Below are 16302 nucleotides of genomic sequence, written 5' to 3'. Positions count from 1 at the left end.
ACCGGTCCGTCAGGCCGGCTGCTGCTGGGTGATGCAGTGGATGCCGCCGCCGAAGGCGAAGATGTCGCGGGCGTCCACGAGCACCACCTCCCGCCCCGGGTAGGCCTCGGCCAGCACGCGCGCCGCAGCCGCGTCGCGCTCGTCGGCGAAGCCGCAGAGCACGACGACGCCGTTGGCGACGTAGTGGTTGACGTAGGAGAAGTCGACCAGCTCTCCGTCCACCTCGGTGGTCCGGGGCGCGAGCAGCTCGGTGACCTGCAGGCGGCGTCCGCGGGCGTCGGTGGCGGCGCGCAGCAGCTCGAGCACTTCGGTGGAGACCTCGTGGTCGGGGTGGCCCGTGTCGGTCTGGGTGTGCACGAGCACCTGCCCGGGGGCGGTGAACGCGGCGACGATGTCGACGTGCCCGCGGGTGCCGAACTCCCCGTAGTCGGCGGTGAGGCCGCGGGGCAGCCAGATGGCCTTCGACGTGCCCAGCTGGGCGTGGACCTCGGCCTCGACCTGCTCGCGGGTCCACTCGGGGTTGCGGTGCGGGTCGAGCTGCACGGTGTCGGTGAGCAGCACGGTGCCCTCGCCGTCCACGTGGAGGCCACCGCCCTCCTGCACCAGGGACGACGACGTCACGGGCACCCCGGCCAGCTGTGCCACGTGCCGGGCCGCGAGCGCGTCCTGGTCCCAGACGGCCCAGCACTGCGCGCCCCAGCCGTTGAACGTCCAGTCCACCGCCTCGAGCCCGGAGGCTCCGCGGACGAACGTCGGCCCGGAGTCGCGCAGCCACGAGTCGTCGAGTCCCACCGGGTCCAGCTGCACGCGGGGGTCGAGCAGCTCGCGAGCGGCGGCGGCGTCGTCGGGGCTCACGAGCATCCGCACCGGCTCGAAGCCCACCACGGTGTTCGCCACCCGGCTCCACGCCACCCGGGCGCGCTGCAGGTCCGCGCCCCCGGCCTCGCCGAACGTGGCGTTGGGCGGGGGGAAGGCCATCCACGTGCGGGCGTGGCGCTCCCACTCGGCGGGCATCGACGTCATCGGTGGTGCACCTGTTCCTTCGTCGGGGGCTGGGGTGTTGCGGAACCGGGGGCACGTGCCTCACGATCGGGTGCACGCTAACCGAAAGGCAGTCGGTTAAATAGCCCCCAGCGAGAGGTGACCCCCGTGGCCCCCCAGGACGTCGACGTCGTCGAGGCCTCCATCGCCGACCTGCGTGCAGCCCTGGCCGACGGACGCGCCACCGCCGTCTCGCTGCTGGACGCCCACCTCGCCCGCATCGCCACCTACGACGCACCGGGCACCGAGACCGCGCTGAACGCCGTCGTCGTCCTCAACCCCGCCGCCCGCGACGAGGCACGCGCCTCCGACGAGCGCCGCGCCCGCGGGGAGCTGCTCGGCCCCCTCGACGGGATCCCTTACACCGCCAAGGACAGCTACCTCGTCAAGGGCCTGACGGCGGCCGCGGGCAGCCCGGCCTTCGCCGACCTCGTCGCCCAGCACGACGCCTTCACCATCGAGCGCCTGCGCGCCGCCGGAGCCGTCTGCCTGGGCCTGACCAACATGCCGCCCATGGCCAACGGCGGCATGCAGCGCGGCGTCTACGGCCGCGCCGAGAGCCCGTACAGCGCTGACTGGCTCACCGCTCCGTTCGCCTCCGGCTCCTCCAACGGCTCGGGGACGGCGACGGCCGCCAGCTTCGCCGCCTTCGGCCTGGGCGAGGAGACCTGGTCGAGCGGCCGGGGGCCCGCCAGCAACAACGGCCTGGTCGCCTACACCCCGTCCCGCGGGGTGATCTCCACGCGGGGCAACTGGCCGCTGGTGCCGACCATGGACGTCGTCGTGCCGCACACCCGCACCGTGGCGGACCTGCTGGAGGTGCTCGACGTCGTCGTCGCCGACGACCCCCGCACCCGCGGCGACCTGTGGCGCTCCCAGCCCTGGGTGGCCCTCCCCGCCGCCTCGCAGGTGCGCCCGGAGTCGTACTCGGCCCTCGCCGTCGACGACGTCGACGCCGCCCGCGAGGTGCTGCGCGGCGCACGCGTGGGCGTGCCGCGGATGTACGTCAACGCCGACCCCGACGCAGGCACCGGCACGGGCATCGGCGGTCCCACCGGCCAGCGGATCGAGACCCGCGCCTCCGTCATCGCGCTGTGGCAGGCCGCGCGCGCCGACCTCGAGGCCGCCGGCGCCGAGGTGGTCGAGGTCGACTTCCCCGCGGTGACGAACTACGAGGGCGACCGCGCCGGCGCCCCCACCATCGCCACCCGCGGTCTGGTCCCGGCCGACTTCCTGCGCCGCGAGGTGACCGACCTCGCGGCCTGGGCCTTCGAGGACTTCCTCGCCGCCAACGGCGACCCGGCGCTGGACACCCTCGCCGACGTCGACGGCGCGCGGATCTTCCCCCACCCCGACGGCGCGCTGCCGGACCGGTACACGGGCTTCGACGACGACCTGCCGACCTACCCGCAGTGGGTGCGCGACCACCCGGGCGCCTCGTACGCCGACGTCCCCGGCATCGAGGCCGGGATGCGGGGTCTCGAGGCGACGCGGAAGGCCGACGTCGAGGACTGGATGGACGGGCTCGGCCTCGCCGCCGTCGTCTTCCCAGCCGTGGCCGACGTCGGCCCGGCCACCGCCGACGTCGACGAGGCCGCCCAGGAGGCGGCCTGGCGCAACGGCGTGTGGGTGGCCAACGGCAACCTCGCGATCCGCCACCTCGGCATCCCCACCGTGACGGTGCCGATGGGCGTCATGGACGACACCGGGATGCCCGTCGGACTGACCCTCGCGGGGCGCGCCTACGACGACACCCGCCTGCTGCGCCTCGCTGCCGCTCTCGAGGCCACGGGCTCGCGGCGGGTCGCGCCGCCGCGCACGCCCCCGCTGGGCTGACGCACGATGGGCGGGTGAGCGGAGCAGCACCGGCCGACCACCTCGCCGAGCTCCTGGCTCCCGGCCTCCGGCTCGTCGTGGTGGGACCGGCCGTGACCGCCTGCGCGGCGGCCCGCGGCCACCACCACGCCGGCCCCGGCGACGACTTCTGGCGCCTCCTGCACGAGTCGGGCATCACGGGACGCCGGCTCGCGCCCGAGGAGGACGCCGACCTGCTCGCCGCGGGTGTCGGGCTGACCCACCTCGTGCAGGACCCTCCCCGCGCGGGGAGCCGCCCCGCGCCGCACGACCTGGCGCGGTTCTGCGCCGCGGTCGAGGAGCACGCCCCGGCGTGGGTGGCCTTCCACGGCAAGGCGGCGGCGGCGGCCGGTGACCGGTCCGCCGGTCACCGGCCGCCGTCCCTCGGTCCCGTGCCGTGGACGGTGGGCGGCAGCCGAGCCTTCGTGCTGCCCAGCGCCTCCGGTGCCAACCGGCGCTCCAGCTACGACGGACGCCCGACGCGCCTGGAGTGGTGGGCCGAGCTGGCCGCGCTGCTCCCGTGACGAGTCCGACCGCAGCACGACGGCCGTTCCTGTCAGCCTCGCAGCGCCGCAGCCGGCAGGTGTCGCTCCAGCCGCAGCAGCACGACGACGCTCGCCGCGTTCAGCCCGGCCAGCACGAGCCACGGCAGGGCGCTGCTCACCGACGCGAGCGAGGTGAAGAATGCCGGCGCCACGATCGACGCCACGGTGAAGGAGTACTGGAAGACCGCCAGGTAGCGGCCCCGGGCACCCTCCGGGGCCGCGGCCGAGGCGAGCGCCGTGGAGGCGGGGGCGTGCAGCAGCTCCGCCGCCGTGAACAGCAGGGTCACCGCCACCACGAGGACGACGACCACCGCCAGCCGTCCCGGCGCCAGGAGCGCCATGCCCGCGGCCCAGGCCGTCCAGAGCGAGGCCGCCACCACGAGCACCCGGGTCCGGCGGAACCGCGGGGTGCGCAGGCCCACGGGCGCTGACAGCAGCGCGATGAGCGCGGCGTTGCCGGCCAGCACCGAGGCCGTCAGCCAGGCGGGTGCCTGCAGCACGGTGAGGACGACGGTCGGCAGGGCCAGACCGAGCATCATGCTGGTGAGGGCGTAGACGGTGTTGAGCGCGGTGAGCACGGCGAACGGCCCGTCGCGCAGCAGCGCCCGGTACCCCACCGGGGTCTCGGGAGCGTCCGCGCCACTCGCCGCCACAGCACCCGCGGCTCGTCGCCGGTGGTGGCTGGGGACGACGACGGCGATGAGCAGCGCAGCGACGGCGAAGCAGACCGCCGAGGCGTACGCGACCGCCACGTACGTCCCCTCCCGCCCGTCCGCGATGACGACGCCGGTGACCAGGCCGCCCAGTGCCAGCCCGGCGGTCCGCGCGCCGTTCGCCACCGAGAACCACGTGTCCGTGCTCCACGCCCGTCCGGGCCGGGCGTCGGCGTCGGCGTGCTCGGCGATGGCGGTGAACACCGACGACCAGAACACGCGCACCCCCACCGCGACGAGCGTCGACGCCAGGAAGACGCCGACCGCTCCCTGCACGTGGGCGTACGCCGCGAACCCGACGGACTGCAGCAGCTGTGCGGCCACCACCAGTGGCCGGGCGCCGAACCTGTCGACGAGGCCGCCCACCCACACGGGGACCGGCAGCGTCAGGGCGTTGGCCAGGGTGAGCAGCAGCCCCAGCTGGGCGAGCGGGACGTCGGTGAGCTCGAGGAAGAAGACCAGCGACAGCGGCAGGAAGAGGCCGTTGCCGAGCGAGTCCACCACCAGGGCGGTTGACCAGGGCGGCCCCGCCGCGGCGGCGGCGCGCTGCGGCCGGCAGGGAACTGGGGCGAGCGTTCATCTTGGGTGTCTCCAGGCATGGCGAGGCCGACGGGTTCCATCGGCCCACTCGCGGCACGCGCTGCGAGACCACTCCACCAGGGCTCCGGCGCGGCGTGCGCGGGCGGGGTCCTGACTGCAGTTGGGGCTCTGCCGATCACCCTAGGGCGAGGGCCGCCTCCGCGTCGAGGCCCGCCGTCACAGGTCCCGGTGGAACGGGGTCTCGAAGCCGCCGCGGGCGCTCGGGCGGGTGGCTGAGGCCGTCCAGCCGCAGGCCGTGAAGAAGCCCTCAGCGCCGGTGCCCCACGGCACGCGCACCTCCATGCGCGTGAGGCCAACGCCAGCCCCCTGAGCGGCGAGCGAGGCGAGGAGCTGGCGTCCGACCCCGGTGCCGCGCACGGCTGGGTCGACCACCAGCTGCTCGAGCTCCACGGCCAGCGGCACGGGCGCCCCGCCGCTGACTGCTCGCCGAGCGCGGGCCGCGGCTCCGCCGCGCGTGGGCAGCAGCGTCACCGCCTGCACCAGTGGGCCGCCGTGGTGGCGCGCCCAGCGCCCCAGCGCCTGCGGGGTCCGCAGCGGCGCGCCCGCGAGCCCGGCGGCGAGCCCGGGACCGTGCTCGCGAAGCAGGTGCTCCCGGTGCGCCCGGCGGTCCAGCACCGCCAGGAGCACGCCGGTGGCGCGAGGGCCGGTCGCGGGGCGCCCGGCGTCGTCGTCGACCTGCTCGGCCACGAGGGCCACGGCGTGCGGCGAGCGAAGGTGGGCGAGGTGCCAGCGCCGCAGGAAGCCGACGCCGAGCGCAGCGGGCACGTCCAGCGCGCCCGACGGAGGCGCGGAGGCCTGCAGCGCGGCGGTCGTCTCGACGTCGTCGGGAGCCAGGGGCCTGACGACCAGCACCCGGCCGGCGGTGGTCGGGCGGCGGGTGGGGACGGCGGGGCCGGCGGCCATGGGTCACCTCGGAGGTCGCTGCGGGGCGGCGGCTGCTCGACGGGTGCCGTCGGACAGCGCACGGGACCTGGGCTCGATCACCGCTGTGTGGGCAGGGACGCTACCGAGCGCAGCGCATGATCGCGGTCCGTCACGAGGTGTCAGACGGTCCACCTGGGCCGATCCGGGGGGAGGCCCGCCAGACGTGAGTGATCCGTGACCTGGCGTGAGGGACGGTCCTCAGGCGGTCTGTCGGGGCGAGCGCACCAGCCCCGCGCGCAGGAGCCTGACGTACAGCAGGCACCCGAGGCAGATGTCGAAGGCGGCGTTGAGCAGCGCCGCCACCAGCGCCGCCGCCGCGGCGGCGGCCGCCGCGAACGGCACGCCGACCAGCGCCAGCAGCACACCGGCGGCGGTGATGACCAGCCCGACGCGCTGGGCGAAGGTCGGCGGCGCCGGGTCCTCCAGCTCGCCCGGGGGCTCCAGCCGGGGACGGACGAAGCGCCGGAACAGGGCGGCGTACGGGTGCCGGCGGATCCCGGCGAAGCCGCCCCAGGCGAAGAGCCCCGCGAGGGCCGCCAGGAGCACCACGCCGGCCGCCTGCGTGCCGTCGGTCAGCGCCAGCACCAGGGTCACGGCCAGCAGAACGCTGGTGATGGCGGCCCCGAAGCGCGGGGATCGCGGGTCCAGGCCCTGGGCGTCATGCACGGGCGACCTCCTCCAGGACGGCGGTCAGCGACGTCGAGACGTCAGCGGGTCGGGGTGGGCCGCCGAAGCGGGTGCGCACGGCGCGGTCGGCGTCGACCACCAGCACGGTCGGGGTCTGCGTCACGTCGAAGCGCGAGGCCAGCTCGGGGCGCTCGGTCAGGTCGATCTCCAGGTGCGCCACGCCGGGGTGCTGCTCGGCGATCCGGTCCAGCTGGCGGGCCGTGGCCGGGCAGCGGGCGCAGGTGGGCGTGGAGAACTGCACGAGGGTGGCGCGGGCGCCGAAGGCCGCCGCCGGTGCGAGACCGTCGGCGTCTCCGGCTCCGCTCCGGGCGCGCCCGGAGCGGCTGCGCAGGACAGACCCCAGCAGGAGCGTCACGACGACGACGGCGAGGAGCACGGTGACGGCCGACCCAGCAGGCACGCCGAGATCGTAGGAGGCGTGGTCGTCCCGGTGGGAGCCGCTCCCCGGGGCCTCCGCCCGTCGGGGGAGCGGGGGTCGCGCTCGGTGACCACCGGTGCGCGGCGTGGACGCGCGGGGCGAGGATCGGGGTGTGGACGCTGACGTCATCGTCATCGGTGGTGGGCTCGCCGGGCTGGTCGCCTGCTGCGAGGTGACCCGGCGCGGAGGCCGCGTGCTCCTCGTCGAGCAGGAGAGCGCCGCGAACCTCGGTGGCCAGGCCTTCTGGTCCTTCGGTGGCGTCTTCATGGTCGACACGCCCATGCAGCGGCGCCTGGGCGTGCGCGACTCCTTCGACCTCGCCTGGCAGGACTGGCAGGGCTCGGCCGGGTGGGACCGCCTGGACGGCGAGCACCCCGAGGACGCGTGGGCGCAGCGCTGGGGGCGCGCGTACGTGGAGTTCGCCGCCGACGAGGAGCGGGCGTGGCTGCACGCGCACGGCGTGAGGTTCACACCCGTGGTCGGGTGGGCCGAGCGCGGCGACCTCACGGCCGGCGGTCACGGCAACTCCGTCCCCCGCTTCCACGTGCCGTGGGGCACGGGGACGGGCATCTCCGAGCCGTTCGCCGACCGGGTGCGCGCCGCCGCCGAGGCGGGGCGGGTGGACCTGCGGTTCCGCCACCGCGTCGACGAGCTCCTCGTCGAGGGCGGCGCGGTGGTCGGCGTCCGCGCAGCGGTGCTCGCCCCCGACGACGCGCCCCGCGGAGCGCCGTCGAACCGCGACGCGGTGGGGGAGGTGGAGCTGCGGGCCGGCGCCGTCGTCGTCGCCAGCGGAGGGATCGGCGGGAACCACGACCTGGTGCGCCGGTGGTGGCCGGAGCGGCTCGGGACGCCGCCGGAGCGCATGGTCACCGGGGTTCCCGAGCACGTGGACGGGCGGATGCTCGAGGTCGCCGCGGCCAGCGGCGCGCGCCTGGTCAACCGCGACCGGATGTGGCACTACACCGAGGGCCTGCGCAACTGGGACCCGATCTGGCCCGGCCACGGCATCCGGATCCTGCCGGGGCCGTCCTCGCTGTGGCTCGACGCGCTGGGCCGCCGCCTGCCCGCCCCCGGCCTGCCGGGCCACGACACCCTCGGCACCCTGCGGATCCTGCGCACCACCCCGGACCTCGCCGCCCACGACCACTCCTGGTTCGTGCTCGACCAGACGACGGTGAGGAAGGAGTTCGCCCTCTCGGGCTCGGAGCAGAACCCCGACATCACCGGGCGGGACCTGGCCCTCCTGCTGCGCTCGCGGCTGGGGCGGTCGGCGCCCGGGCCCGTCGAGGCCTTCAAGGACCACGGCGAGGACTTCGTGGTGGCCGACACCCTGCCCGAGCTCGTCGAGGGCATGAACGCGCTCACCGGCTCCCCGCTGCTCGACCCGGCGCGGGTGGAGCGGGAGGTGCGGCTGCGCGACAGCCAGGTCACCAACCCGTACGCCAAGGACGCCCAGGCGATGGGCATCCGCAACAGCCGCCGCTTCCTCGGCGACCGGATCTTCAGGACGGTGCCACCGCACCGCCTGCTGGACCCGGCCCACGGCCCGCTCATCGCCGTGCGGCTGTGGGTGCTGACCCGCAAGTCCCTCGGCGGGATCCAGACCGACCTGACCGGCCGCGCCCTGGGGCTCGACGGTGAGCCCGTCCCCGGCCTGCACGCAGCGGGCGAGGCCGCGGGCTTCGGCGGGGGAGGGGCCCACGGGTACAACGCCCTCGAGGGGACCTTCCTGGGCGGGTGCCTGTTCACGGGCCGGACGGTGGGGCGCGCCCTCGCGGCCTCGCTGTGAGGTGCGGGGAACCGCGCCGCCGGTTCCTGGATCCCCCAGCGGTCCAGGAACCGGCGGCGCGGGGCTCTGTCAGGACCCGCTGAGCGCCGGGGCCCCCACCGTGGCGGCGAAGGGGTCGAAGCCCTCCGGGAGCGAGGGCACGGCGTCGACGCTGGAGCCCACCTCCACGAAGCGCCCCGTCTGCGCCGACTCCAGGGACGCGAGCATGACGTCCAGGACGTGCAGACCCACCTCACCGGTCGCCACGTGCACCCCGCCGGAGCGGATCGCCCGCGCCATGGTCAGCACGCCCAGGCCGCGGCCGGCCTCGGGCTCGGCCTCGTGGACGGTCTCCCAGACCTGCTCGAGGGAGCCGCCGTCGGTGAAGTCGGTCGGGGCGAAGGGCCGGGCCACCCGGACCGCGTGCCCGCCGCCGAAGGTGTTCGGGTCGGGCAGCACCATCGTCCCCTCGGTGCCGGTCACCTCGAAGACGCCCTGCCGCAGCAGCGGGGTGTCGAAGCTCAGCAGCGACTGCGCCTGGCCGCCGGCCTCGAAGGAGGCGAGCACCGACAGGTGCGTGGGCACCTCCACGGGGAAGGGCTGGCCGGTGCCCGGGCCCACCTGCAGGTGACGGGTCTCCTGCGCGCGCGTGCCCATCGCCGCCACCTGCGCCACCGGACCGAGCAGGTGCACCAGCGCCGTGAAGTAGTACGGGCCCATGTCGAACAGCGGCCCGGCGCCGTGCGCGAACAGGAACGAGGCGTTGGGGTGGAAGACGTCCGGGCCCTGGTACTGCATCGTCGTCGTGGCGGTGAGCGGCGTGCCGATCACGCCGGCCTCGATCGCGCGCTTGGCCGCCTGCCACCCCGTGCCGAGCACGGTGTCGGGCGCGACGCCCAGCAGCAGCCCGCGCTCGCGGGCCAGGTCCACCAGGCCGCGGGCGGACTCGCGGGTCAGCCCGATCGGCTTCTCGGTCCACACGTGCTTGCCGGCGAGCAGCGCCGCCGTGGAGACCTCCACGTGCGTGGCGGGCAGCGTGAGGTTGAGGACGATCTCGACCTCGTCGTCGGCCAGCAGCTGCTCGACCGTCCCCGAACGGGGCACCCCGTGCTTCGCCGCCTGCGCCGCGGCGCGGGCGGTGTCGATGTCGGAGATGAAGAGCACCTCGACGTCGGGGAAGCGGGTCAGGTGCGTCAGGTACTGCTCGGAGATCATCCCGGCGCCGATGAACCCGACGCCGACACGGCCGCTCCTGCTCATGCGGAGGCCCCCTGCTGGACCTGGGGCAGGGTCTGGGCCAGCCAGGCGCGGCTGGCGGCGATGCCCTCGAACAGGTCGCCCTCGTAGTGGTCGAACTCGATGACGGCGAACTGCGCGGCGCTCGCGGCGCCCAGCGCGGCGGCCAGCGGCACGTCGCCCTGTCCGGCGGGCACCTGGTCGCGCGGGAGCTCCGCGGTGGAGATGCCCTCGCGCATCGGTCCGTCCTTGGCGTGGACGGCGACGACGCGGTTCCCCAGGCGGGTGAGCAGCGCGGCGGCGTCGACGCCCGCGGCGGTGGCCCAGTACAGGTCCACCTCCAGCAGCACGCGCGGGTCGAGCAGGTCGGCGAAGACCTCCAGCGCGGGACGGCCGTCGATCTGCGCCCGCAGCTCGTGGTCGTGGTTGTGGTAGCCGACGCGCAGGCCGTGGGCCTGCGCGGCCTCGGCGGCGTCGTTCAGGCGGTCGGCCATGGCGGCCACGGACTCGCGGGTCTGCCAGCGGTCGGCGGTGGTGAACGGGTCGATGACCACCTCCACCCCGAGGGTCTTCGCGGCCTGGAGGGTCTCGTCGAGGGTGGGGAGCTTCCCGACGGTCCCGTCCGGGCTGGTGATCTCCTCGCTGAGGAGGAAGGCGTGGCCGGTGCGGGCGCGCAGGCCGTGCGCGTCGAAGGCGGCCTTGAGCTCTGCGGGGCGGCGGACGAAGTCGAAGGCCTCCACGGTGTCCAGCCCGAGGCCGGCGAGGCGGGCGGCGGTGCCCTCGAGGTCGGCGTCGAGGGCGTCCTTCACGGTGTACAGCTGCACGGAGATCTGCGGCGTGCTCATGGTGGTCCTTCCGTCGGTGGTGCTGTGGTCGTCAGGGCTGGTGGGTCTGCTGGTCCTCGTGCGCCTGCAGCCACCGCAGGGAGCGGCGCAGGGAGGCGGTGACGTCGGCCGCTGGGTCGGTGAAGGTGAGGACCCGGGCGGCCTGCGGTGCGGCGCGCAGGATGCGCGGCAGGTTGAGCCCGCCCCAGCCGAGCGGTCGCTGGCGGGGGGCGGGGGAGTCGAAGGAGCCGTCGGTGAGGTGCAGGATCCGCACCCGCTCGCCGAGCACCTGGAGCAGCAGCGCGGCGTTCGTGCCGGCCGCGCTGGCGGCGAAGACGTCCACGTCGAGCCCCACCCGGGGGTCGAGCTGCCTGACGAAGACGTGCAGGGCGTGGGTCCCGTGGACGGTGCTGCGCAGCTCGACGCTCCCGGTGCGGTAGGCGAGGCGCAGCCCCCGGGCGTGCGCTGCGGCGGCGAGGTCGTTGACGCGCGCTGCCAGCTGGGCGGCCCGCTCGGCGCTGGACCAGCGCCCGGCGTCGGTGCACCCGTCGACGACGACGCCGATCCCCAGCTCCAGCGCAGCGTCGAACACGTCGTCCGGCCGCTCGGCGTCGAGGGTGGAGGCCCGGCCCGAGGGGGCGCTGGCTCCGCTGGCGCGCAGGGCGGTCCGATAGGCGTCCACGTGCTGGTCGAAGGCCCACGGCTCCACCGCGGTGAACCCGGAGGCCACCGCCCGGTGCACCGCGGCCGCCGGGTCGCCTCCGGCGTCCCCGAGCAGGCAGGACACGTCCACCGAGACCGGCGCCGTCACCGCTGGGTGCTGGTCACGTCAGCGCACCGACCGGATCGGCAGGACGACCAGCGCCCCGACCACGCTCGCCGCGACCGCCACCCAGAGCAGCAGGTCGTAGTTCTGGCCGGTCGCGCTCCCCACGGCCAGCAGCGCACCGCCGAGGGCGGGGGCCAGGGTCTGGGGCAGGGCGTTGGCCATGTTGAAGACGCCGAGGTCCTTGCCGGAGTCGTCGGGGTCGGGCAGCACGTCGACCACCAGGGCCAGGTCCACGCCGACGTAGATGCCGTAGGCCAGCCCGAGCACCGCCTCGACGAGGTAGAAGTGGCTGACGTCGCTGGCCTGGGTGAGCATCGCCGTGCCCACGGCGAAGACGAGGGTGGAACCTGCCACGAGCGCCTTGCGCCGGCCGGTGCGGTCGGAGACCCAGCCTGCGAGCGGGGCCACCACGAGCAGCACCACGGTGTAGATGAGCACGCCCGTGGAGACGGCGGCCACCGCGCTGCCGGCGTCCAGCCCGATGCGGTCCTCCATGTAGAAGAGCCGGAACGTGGTGAACATGAAGGTCGCGAGAGTGATGAGGAAGCGCGACCACCAGGCCAGGGCGAAGTCGGGGTGCTTGCGGGGGCTGACCCAGAAGGTGCGCGCCCACTCCCGCAGGCCCATGCGGGGGGGCTTGGCGGGCAGCACCTGGTCGGGCAGGACGACGGCGTAGACGGCCATCGCGATCACCGCGAGCAGCGCCGGGCCCACGAACATCAGCAGCAGGTTCCCCTGGAAGAACTGCGCCACCAGCGTGCCGCCGTAGATGCCGACGTTCTGCGCCATGCCGATGACGGCAGCGACCGTGCCGCGCTGCAGCTGCGGCACCTGGTCGGCCAGCGTGGCCACGAAGGGGGCCAGGGCGGCGTTGGCGCCGGCCTGGGCGAGGAACCAGCCGGCGGTGACGGTCGCGACGTCCGTGCCGAGCGCCATGACGGCGAAGGCGAGGGTCATGACGACGGTCCCGCCGACGATCCACGGGCGCCGGCGGCCCCACCGCGAGGTGGTGCGGTCCGACAGGCGGCCGAAGACCACGTTGGCCAGGAAGGCGGCGGCCGCGCCGAAGGCCGCGACGACGGCGACGGCCTCGGTGCGACCGGCCTCCGGCACGATCGTGTTGACCTTGACGGCGATGCCGACGATGGCCGGGCCGAGCAGCGCGATGAAGAAGAACAGCTGCGCCGCGACCAGCGCGGTCGTGAACCGCGGGCCCACCGGCACGGTCGGTTCGGAGAACCAGCCCTTCCCGGGGCGTTCGAGCTGGTCGGCCCCGGGGTCGGGTGCTGCCGTGGCGGTCATGCTGCTGCTCCTCAACACGCGTCATCGGGTGGGGATCGTGCGGCCCCGCGCAGGGGCTTATGCGTATCAGTTACCGGACGGTAGGGTTTGAGGTGCGCCCACGTCAAGGACGGTGCTCACGTCCAGGGAGGTGTCGGTGCCGCGGAAGGATGTCGGGATGACCCGCCGCCGCGCCGCGCGCCGCGTGACGGCCACGGACGTGGCCCACGAGGCCGGCGTCTCTCAGGCCACCGTCAGCTACGTCCTCAACGACACCCCCGGCCAGGCCATCCCCGAGGTCACCCGGCAGCGCGTCCGCGCCGCGGTCGAGCGGCTGGGCTACGCGCCGCACGCCGCGGCTCGCGCGCTGCGCACCGGTCGCAGCGACGTGGTGCTCTTCGTGCTGCCCGACTGGCCCATCGGCCCCGCGGTGGCCGCGGTCGTGGAGGGCCTGACGCACGGGCTGGAGCAGCGCGACCTCACCCTCCTCATCCGCAGGGCGAGCGGCGGACGCCCGCTCGCCGACCTCTGGCGCTCGCTCACCCCGGCGGCCGTGGTGAGCCTCGAGGGGGTCGCCGACGGCGACCGGCACGCGCTGGACGAGCACGCGATCCCGCTGGTCAGCGTCCCCCTCCAGGCCCGCGTCAACGCCGACGACGGGGTGCTCACCGTCTCCCACCCCGCCATCGGGGCGCTGCAGCTGCAGCACCTGGCGGCCACCGGCCACCGCCGCACCGGCTACGCGGCCCCCGCCGACCCCCGTGTCGCGGCCTTCCGCGACCTCCGCCTCGACGGCGTCCGCACCGCCGCCCTCGACCTGGGCCTGGCGGACCCGTCCGTCCGCGAGGTCGACCTCACCGCCGAGAGCGCCCGCAGCGCGGTGCAGGCCTGGCTCGCGGAGTCACCGCCGGTCACGGCCGTCTGCGCCTACAACGACGACGTCGCCTTCGCCGTCCTCGCCGGCCTGCGCGCCCTGGGGCTGTCCGCCCCGGGAGACCTCTCGGTCATCGGCGTCGACGACGTGCCGCTGGCCGCCCTCGCCGCTCCGCCGCTGACCACGGTCCGGCAGGACGCCGGCGCCCTCGTCGAGCACATCGTGAGCGCCGTGCTGAAGGCGGTGGTGGGGGAGGGGCCTCCGCCGCGGCCCCGCTCCGACGCCATCTCCCTCGTCGTCCGCGAGTCCGCCTGACGAGGAGCGGAGGTGGCGCCGGAGCCCTTCCGTCAGGCGCCGCTGGTGGCGGGCACGCGGTCGAGCTCGAGGTCGCCGAGCGTCACGCCCCGCGCCTCGTTGCCCTTGACGAACCACGTCACGCCCGCCGCCGCGCCGATCAGCCAGAACGCCGCGAGCAGGACGAACATCGAGGTCACCGAGAAGACCAGCGCCACCTCGGCCAGCAGCACCTGTCCGATGACGGCGCCCATGCGCCCCACCCCGACCGACGCGCCGACGCCCGTGGCCCGCAGGTGCGTGGGGAACTGCTCGGAGAACGTCGGGTACGCCGACACCCACGCGCAGGTTGCGAAGAACGCCGCCACCGTGAACGCCGCCAGCACGAGCCCGCGGGAGCCCGTCGCGGCCGCCGCCGCGCACCCGAGCATGCTGAGCGCCGCACCGCTGTAGCTGATGACCACCGAGGGCCTGCGGCCCAGGGCGTCCAGGGCCCACGCGACCAGCACGCCGCCCGCGAGCGCCCCGACGTTGGCGACCAGGAAGTACCAGGGCAGCGCGGCGTCGGAGATGGGCACGGCCCCGGAGGCGGAGGAGAAGACGAAGACGCTCATCGCGGTGAAGAGCCCGTAGTAGCCCGCGGCCTCGGAGAAGTCGAGCGCCATCCCGAAGAAGAGCTTGCTGCGGTGGTGCTGCCACAGCTCGGTGAGGGCCCCGCGCCCTCGGGCCCGCGAGGGCGGCAGGACGTAGCCGTCGGGGCTCGTCTGGCCGGTGATCTCGACGACGACGGCGTCGGCCTCCGCCAGGCGGCCCCGCGACGCCAGCCACCGCGGCGACTCGGGCACGAGGCGCCGTGCCAGGAGCCCGTAGACGGCGCTGACCACGCCGAACAGCAGGGTGTAGCGCCAGGTCAGGCCGAAGGTGGAGATGACCAGGATGGACACGAGCGACGACAGGATGCCGCCGAGCGCCCAGAACGTCATCACCAGGCCGTTGCTGAGGCCCCGGCTGCGCGCCGGCGTGAACTCGGAGATCGCCGAGGTGATGGCCGAGTACTCACCTCCCACGCCGAGGGCGGTGATGAACCGCAGCACCACGAACACCTCGTAGGTGGGCGCTGCGGCGCTGGCGACCGCCGCGATCGAGTACACCAGCAGGGTCGCGACGAACAGGCGCTTGCGCCCCACGCGGTCGGCCAGCCACCCGAAGCCGAGCGCGCCCACGGCGATGCCGAGGAACCAGACGACGTTGATGGTCACCGCCTGGTCGGCGCCGAGGCCGAACTCCGACTGGATGCCCGGGATCACCGAGCCGATGATCTGCACCTCGAAGGCGTCGAGCATCCAGCCGATGCCCAGGGCGGTGGCGATGCGGGTGTGGGTGTGTCTCCAGCGCGTGAGATCGAGCCGAGATGCCATGGGAGTCCTCCGTGCCGTAGCCGAAGCGCCGACGGAGGGAGGGAGCAGTCATGGGGGTGCCCGTCCTTACCCGCGCGTCGGCGCAGGTCAGGTCATCACCCGGGGCACCCCACGACGAGGAGGGTTGCCGCCCAGCAAGCCGGGGCTCAGTGCTGGAACTCGTGACCGGGACGGAACCTAGCCAGGCGTGGATCTCGATGTCAACGGCTGCCCCGCGCGCCGCGCCCGGCGACGACGACCGCCGCTGCCGTGGTGCCCACCAGCACGAACAGGCCGGTGTCGCCGGCCAGGTACTCGTCGGCGACGACGGGGTCGGTGGCGGTCACCACCGACGAGGCGAGCCAGGCGAAGGCGGCGTTGTGGGCGACGTGCCCGACCACCGCTGGCCACGTGCTGCCCGACCTCTCGCGCAGCACCCCGAACAGGGCGGAGAAGGCCAGGACGCTGGCCGAGAACAGCGGCAGCACCACCCAGCGGTCACCGGCTGCGTGGTACCAGGGCGTCAGGAGCACGTACGGCAGGTGCCACGCGACCCACACCACCCCCACGACGGCGAACGAGCGGCCGCGACCGAGCCAGGTCACCAGGCGCGGCTGCAGGTAGCCGCGCCAGCCGACCTCCTCGCACAGCGCCAGCAGCGTCCCCGTCACCAGCAGGCTGACGAGGACGACGGCGGCGTCGTCCGTCGGTCCCGTCAGGCGTGCCCACCCGAGGGTCACCACGAGGGCGCAGGCGACCAGGGAGACCCCGGCGGTGCTCGCGACGGCGGCGGGCCACCACCGCAGCCCGGCCCGCCCGAGCCCGAGCCTGCGCCACCCCTCGCGCGTCCAGCCCTCACGGGTGATCACGAGCAGCATGACCAGCACGGTCAGGGCGGGCGACAGCGCCAGGACCAGGCCCTCCGCGACCCGCGAGGTCGCAGCGGAGGTGAGCAGGACAACCGCGACGAAGACGAGCGCGGCGGCGCGGTCAGGCAGGCGGGTCAGCACGGGGCGG

The 16302-nt window shown here is 75.0% G+C and carries 15 protein-coding genes and 1 riboswitch; of the genes, 4 read left to right on the top strand and 11 right to left on the bottom strand.

The genetic code is table 11. The features are described from left to right. Positions 1–9 precede the first annotated feature (9 nt). The gene (locus FMM08_RS17165; protein ID WP_187279833.1) at positions 10–1014 is read right to left on the bottom strand and encodes an agmatine deiminase family protein; all 1005 of its coding nucleotides are present in this window, start codon (positions 1012–1014) and stop codon (positions 10–12) included. Between the two features lie 135 nt (positions 1015–1149). Here FMM08_RS17165 and FMM08_RS17160 point away from each other — a divergent pair, with 135 nt between their 5' ends. Together FMM08_RS17160 and FMM08_RS17155 are read left to right on the top strand one after the other, a co-directional pair. After that, positions 1150–2877: an amidase gene (locus FMM08_RS17160; protein WP_147927612.1), complete on the top strand. Its 1728-nt coding sequence runs from the start codon at positions 1150–1152 to the stop codon at positions 2875–2877. Positions 2878–2891: 14 nt separating this feature from the next. After that, entirely contained in the window at positions 2892–3419 is a 528-nt protein-coding gene (locus FMM08_RS17155; protein WP_187279818.1) for a mismatch-specific DNA-glycosylase, read from the top strand. A 32-nt stretch (positions 3420–3451) separates the two neighbouring features. Here the strand turns inward: FMM08_RS17155 and FMM08_RS17150 are convergent, their stop codons facing one another. From FMM08_RS17150 to FMM08_RS17135, 4 genes are all read right to left on the bottom strand, one after another. Next, the gene (locus FMM08_RS17150; protein ID WP_222710879.1) at positions 3452–4657 is read right to left on the bottom strand and encodes an MFS transporter; all 1206 of its coding nucleotides are present in this window, start codon (positions 4655–4657) and stop codon (positions 3452–3454) included. A 252-nt stretch (positions 4658–4909) separates the two neighbouring features. Then, on the bottom strand, positions 4910–5656 hold the full coding sequence (locus FMM08_RS17145) for a GNAT family N-acetyltransferase (protein WP_147927609.1): 747 nt from the start codon (positions 5654–5656) through the stop codon (positions 4910–4912). Between the two features lie 219 nt (positions 5657–5875). Beyond that, complete coding sequence (locus tag FMM08_RS17140; protein ID WP_147927608.1) at positions 5876–6343, bottom strand: DUF4395 domain-containing protein; 468 nt, start codon at positions 6341–6343, stop codon at positions 5876–5878. Then, complete coding sequence (locus tag FMM08_RS17135) at positions 6336–6764, bottom strand: TlpA family protein disulfide reductase (RefSeq protein WP_147927607.1); 429 nt, start codon at positions 6762–6764, stop codon at positions 6336–6338. Before FMM08_RS17135 ends, FMM08_RS17140 begins: the two co-directional genes overlap by 8 nt. 130 nt (positions 6765–6894) lie before the next feature. Here FMM08_RS17135 and FMM08_RS17130 point away from each other — a divergent pair, with 130 nt between their 5' ends. After that, positions 6895–8571, top strand: coding sequence for an FAD-binding dehydrogenase (locus FMM08_RS17130; RefSeq protein WP_147927606.1), 1677 nt, complete (start codon positions 6895–6897; stop codon positions 8569–8571). 69 nt (positions 8572–8640) lie between these two features. Here FMM08_RS17130 and FMM08_RS17125 read toward each other — a convergent pair whose 3' ends face one another. From FMM08_RS17125 to FMM08_RS17110, 4 genes are read right to left on the bottom strand one after another with little or no spacing between them, the layout of a single operon-like run. Beyond that, complete coding sequence (locus FMM08_RS17125; RefSeq protein WP_147927605.1) at positions 8641–9810, bottom strand: Gfo/Idh/MocA family protein; 1170 nt, start codon at positions 9808–9810, stop codon at positions 8641–8643. Beyond that, positions 9807–10631: a sugar phosphate isomerase/epimerase family protein gene (locus FMM08_RS17120; protein WP_147927604.1), complete on the bottom strand. Its 825-nt coding sequence runs from the start codon at positions 10629–10631 to the stop codon at positions 9807–9809. Before FMM08_RS17120 ends, FMM08_RS17125 begins: the two co-directional genes overlap by 4 nt. Before the next feature lie 31 nt (positions 10632–10662). Beyond that, on the bottom strand, positions 10663–11421 hold the full coding sequence (locus tag FMM08_RS17115; RefSeq protein WP_147927603.1) for a sugar phosphate isomerase/epimerase family protein: 759 nt from the start codon (positions 11419–11421) through the stop codon (positions 10663–10665). A gap of 18 nt (positions 11422–11439) precedes the next feature. Beyond that, complete coding sequence (locus FMM08_RS17110) at positions 11440–12741, bottom strand: MFS transporter (RefSeq protein ID WP_147927602.1); 1302 nt, start codon at positions 12739–12741, stop codon at positions 11440–11442. Positions 12742–12898: 157 nt separating this feature from the next. On the opposite strand from FMM08_RS17110, the gene FMM08_RS17105 reads away from it, so the two are divergent. Further along, positions 12899–13909 carry a LacI family DNA-binding transcriptional regulator gene (locus FMM08_RS17105; protein ID WP_147927601.1) on the top strand — a complete coding sequence of 337 codons (1011 nt, stop codon included), beginning with the start codon at positions 12899–12901 and terminating at the stop codon, positions 13907–13909. Between the two features lie 32 nt (positions 13910–13941). On the opposite strand, the gene FMM08_RS17100 is transcribed toward FMM08_RS17105, so the two are convergent. Both FMM08_RS17100 and FMM08_RS17095 read right to left on the bottom strand, forming a co-directional pair. After that, positions 13942–15306, bottom strand: coding sequence for an MFS transporter (locus tag FMM08_RS17100; protein WP_147927600.1), 1365 nt, complete (start codon positions 15304–15306; stop codon positions 13942–13944). Positions 15307–15363: 57 nt separating this feature from the next. Continuing rightward, a riboswitch (SAM riboswitch) is annotated at positions 15364–15473 on the bottom strand. A 33-nt stretch (positions 15474–15506) separates the two neighbouring features. Next, positions 15507–16295, bottom strand: coding sequence for a CPBP family intramembrane glutamic endopeptidase (locus FMM08_RS17095; protein WP_147927599.1), 789 nt, complete (start codon positions 16293–16295; stop codon positions 15507–15509). Positions 16296–16302: the final 7 nt, after the last annotated feature.

This window comes from Quadrisphaera setariae (assembly GCF_008041935.1).
In the GTDB taxonomy this organism is placed as follows: domain Bacteria; phylum Actinomycetota; class Actinomycetes; order Actinomycetales; family Quadrisphaeraceae; genus Quadrisphaera; species Quadrisphaera setariae.
Note: the sequence above shows the minus strand (reverse complement) of the source record. Positions and strands in the feature narration are given on the sequence as shown.

Excerpts from the sequence above, each read along its gene's own strand:
- FMM08_RS17165 (WP_187279833.1), bottom strand. The coding sequence starts at position 1,014 with ATGCCCGCCGAGTGGGAGCGCCACGCCCGCACGTGGATGGCCTTCCCC.
- FMM08_RS17145 (WP_147927609.1), bottom strand. The coding sequence starts at position 5,656 with ATGGCCGCCGGCCCCGCCGTCCCCACCCGCCGCCCGACCACCGCCGGC.
- FMM08_RS17125 (WP_147927605.1), bottom strand. The coding sequence starts at position 9,810 with ATGAGCAGGAGCGGCCGTGTCGGCGTCGGGTTCATCGGCGCCGGGATG.
- FMM08_RS17120 (WP_147927604.1), bottom strand. The coding sequence starts at position 10,631 with ATGAGCACGCCGCAGATCTCCGTGCAGCTGTACACCGTGAAGGACGCC.
- FMM08_RS17110 (WP_147927602.1), bottom strand. The coding sequence starts at position 12,741 with ATGACCGCCACGGCAGCACCCGACCCCGGGGCCGACCAGCTCGAACGC.
- FMM08_RS17105 (WP_147927601.1), top strand. The coding sequence starts at position 12,899 with ATGACCCGCCGCCGCGCCGCGCGCCGCGTGACGGCCACGGACGTGGCC.
- FMM08_RS17100 (WP_147927600.1), bottom strand. The coding sequence starts at position 15,306 with ATGGCATCTCGGCTCGATCTCACGCGCTGGAGACACACCCACACCCGC.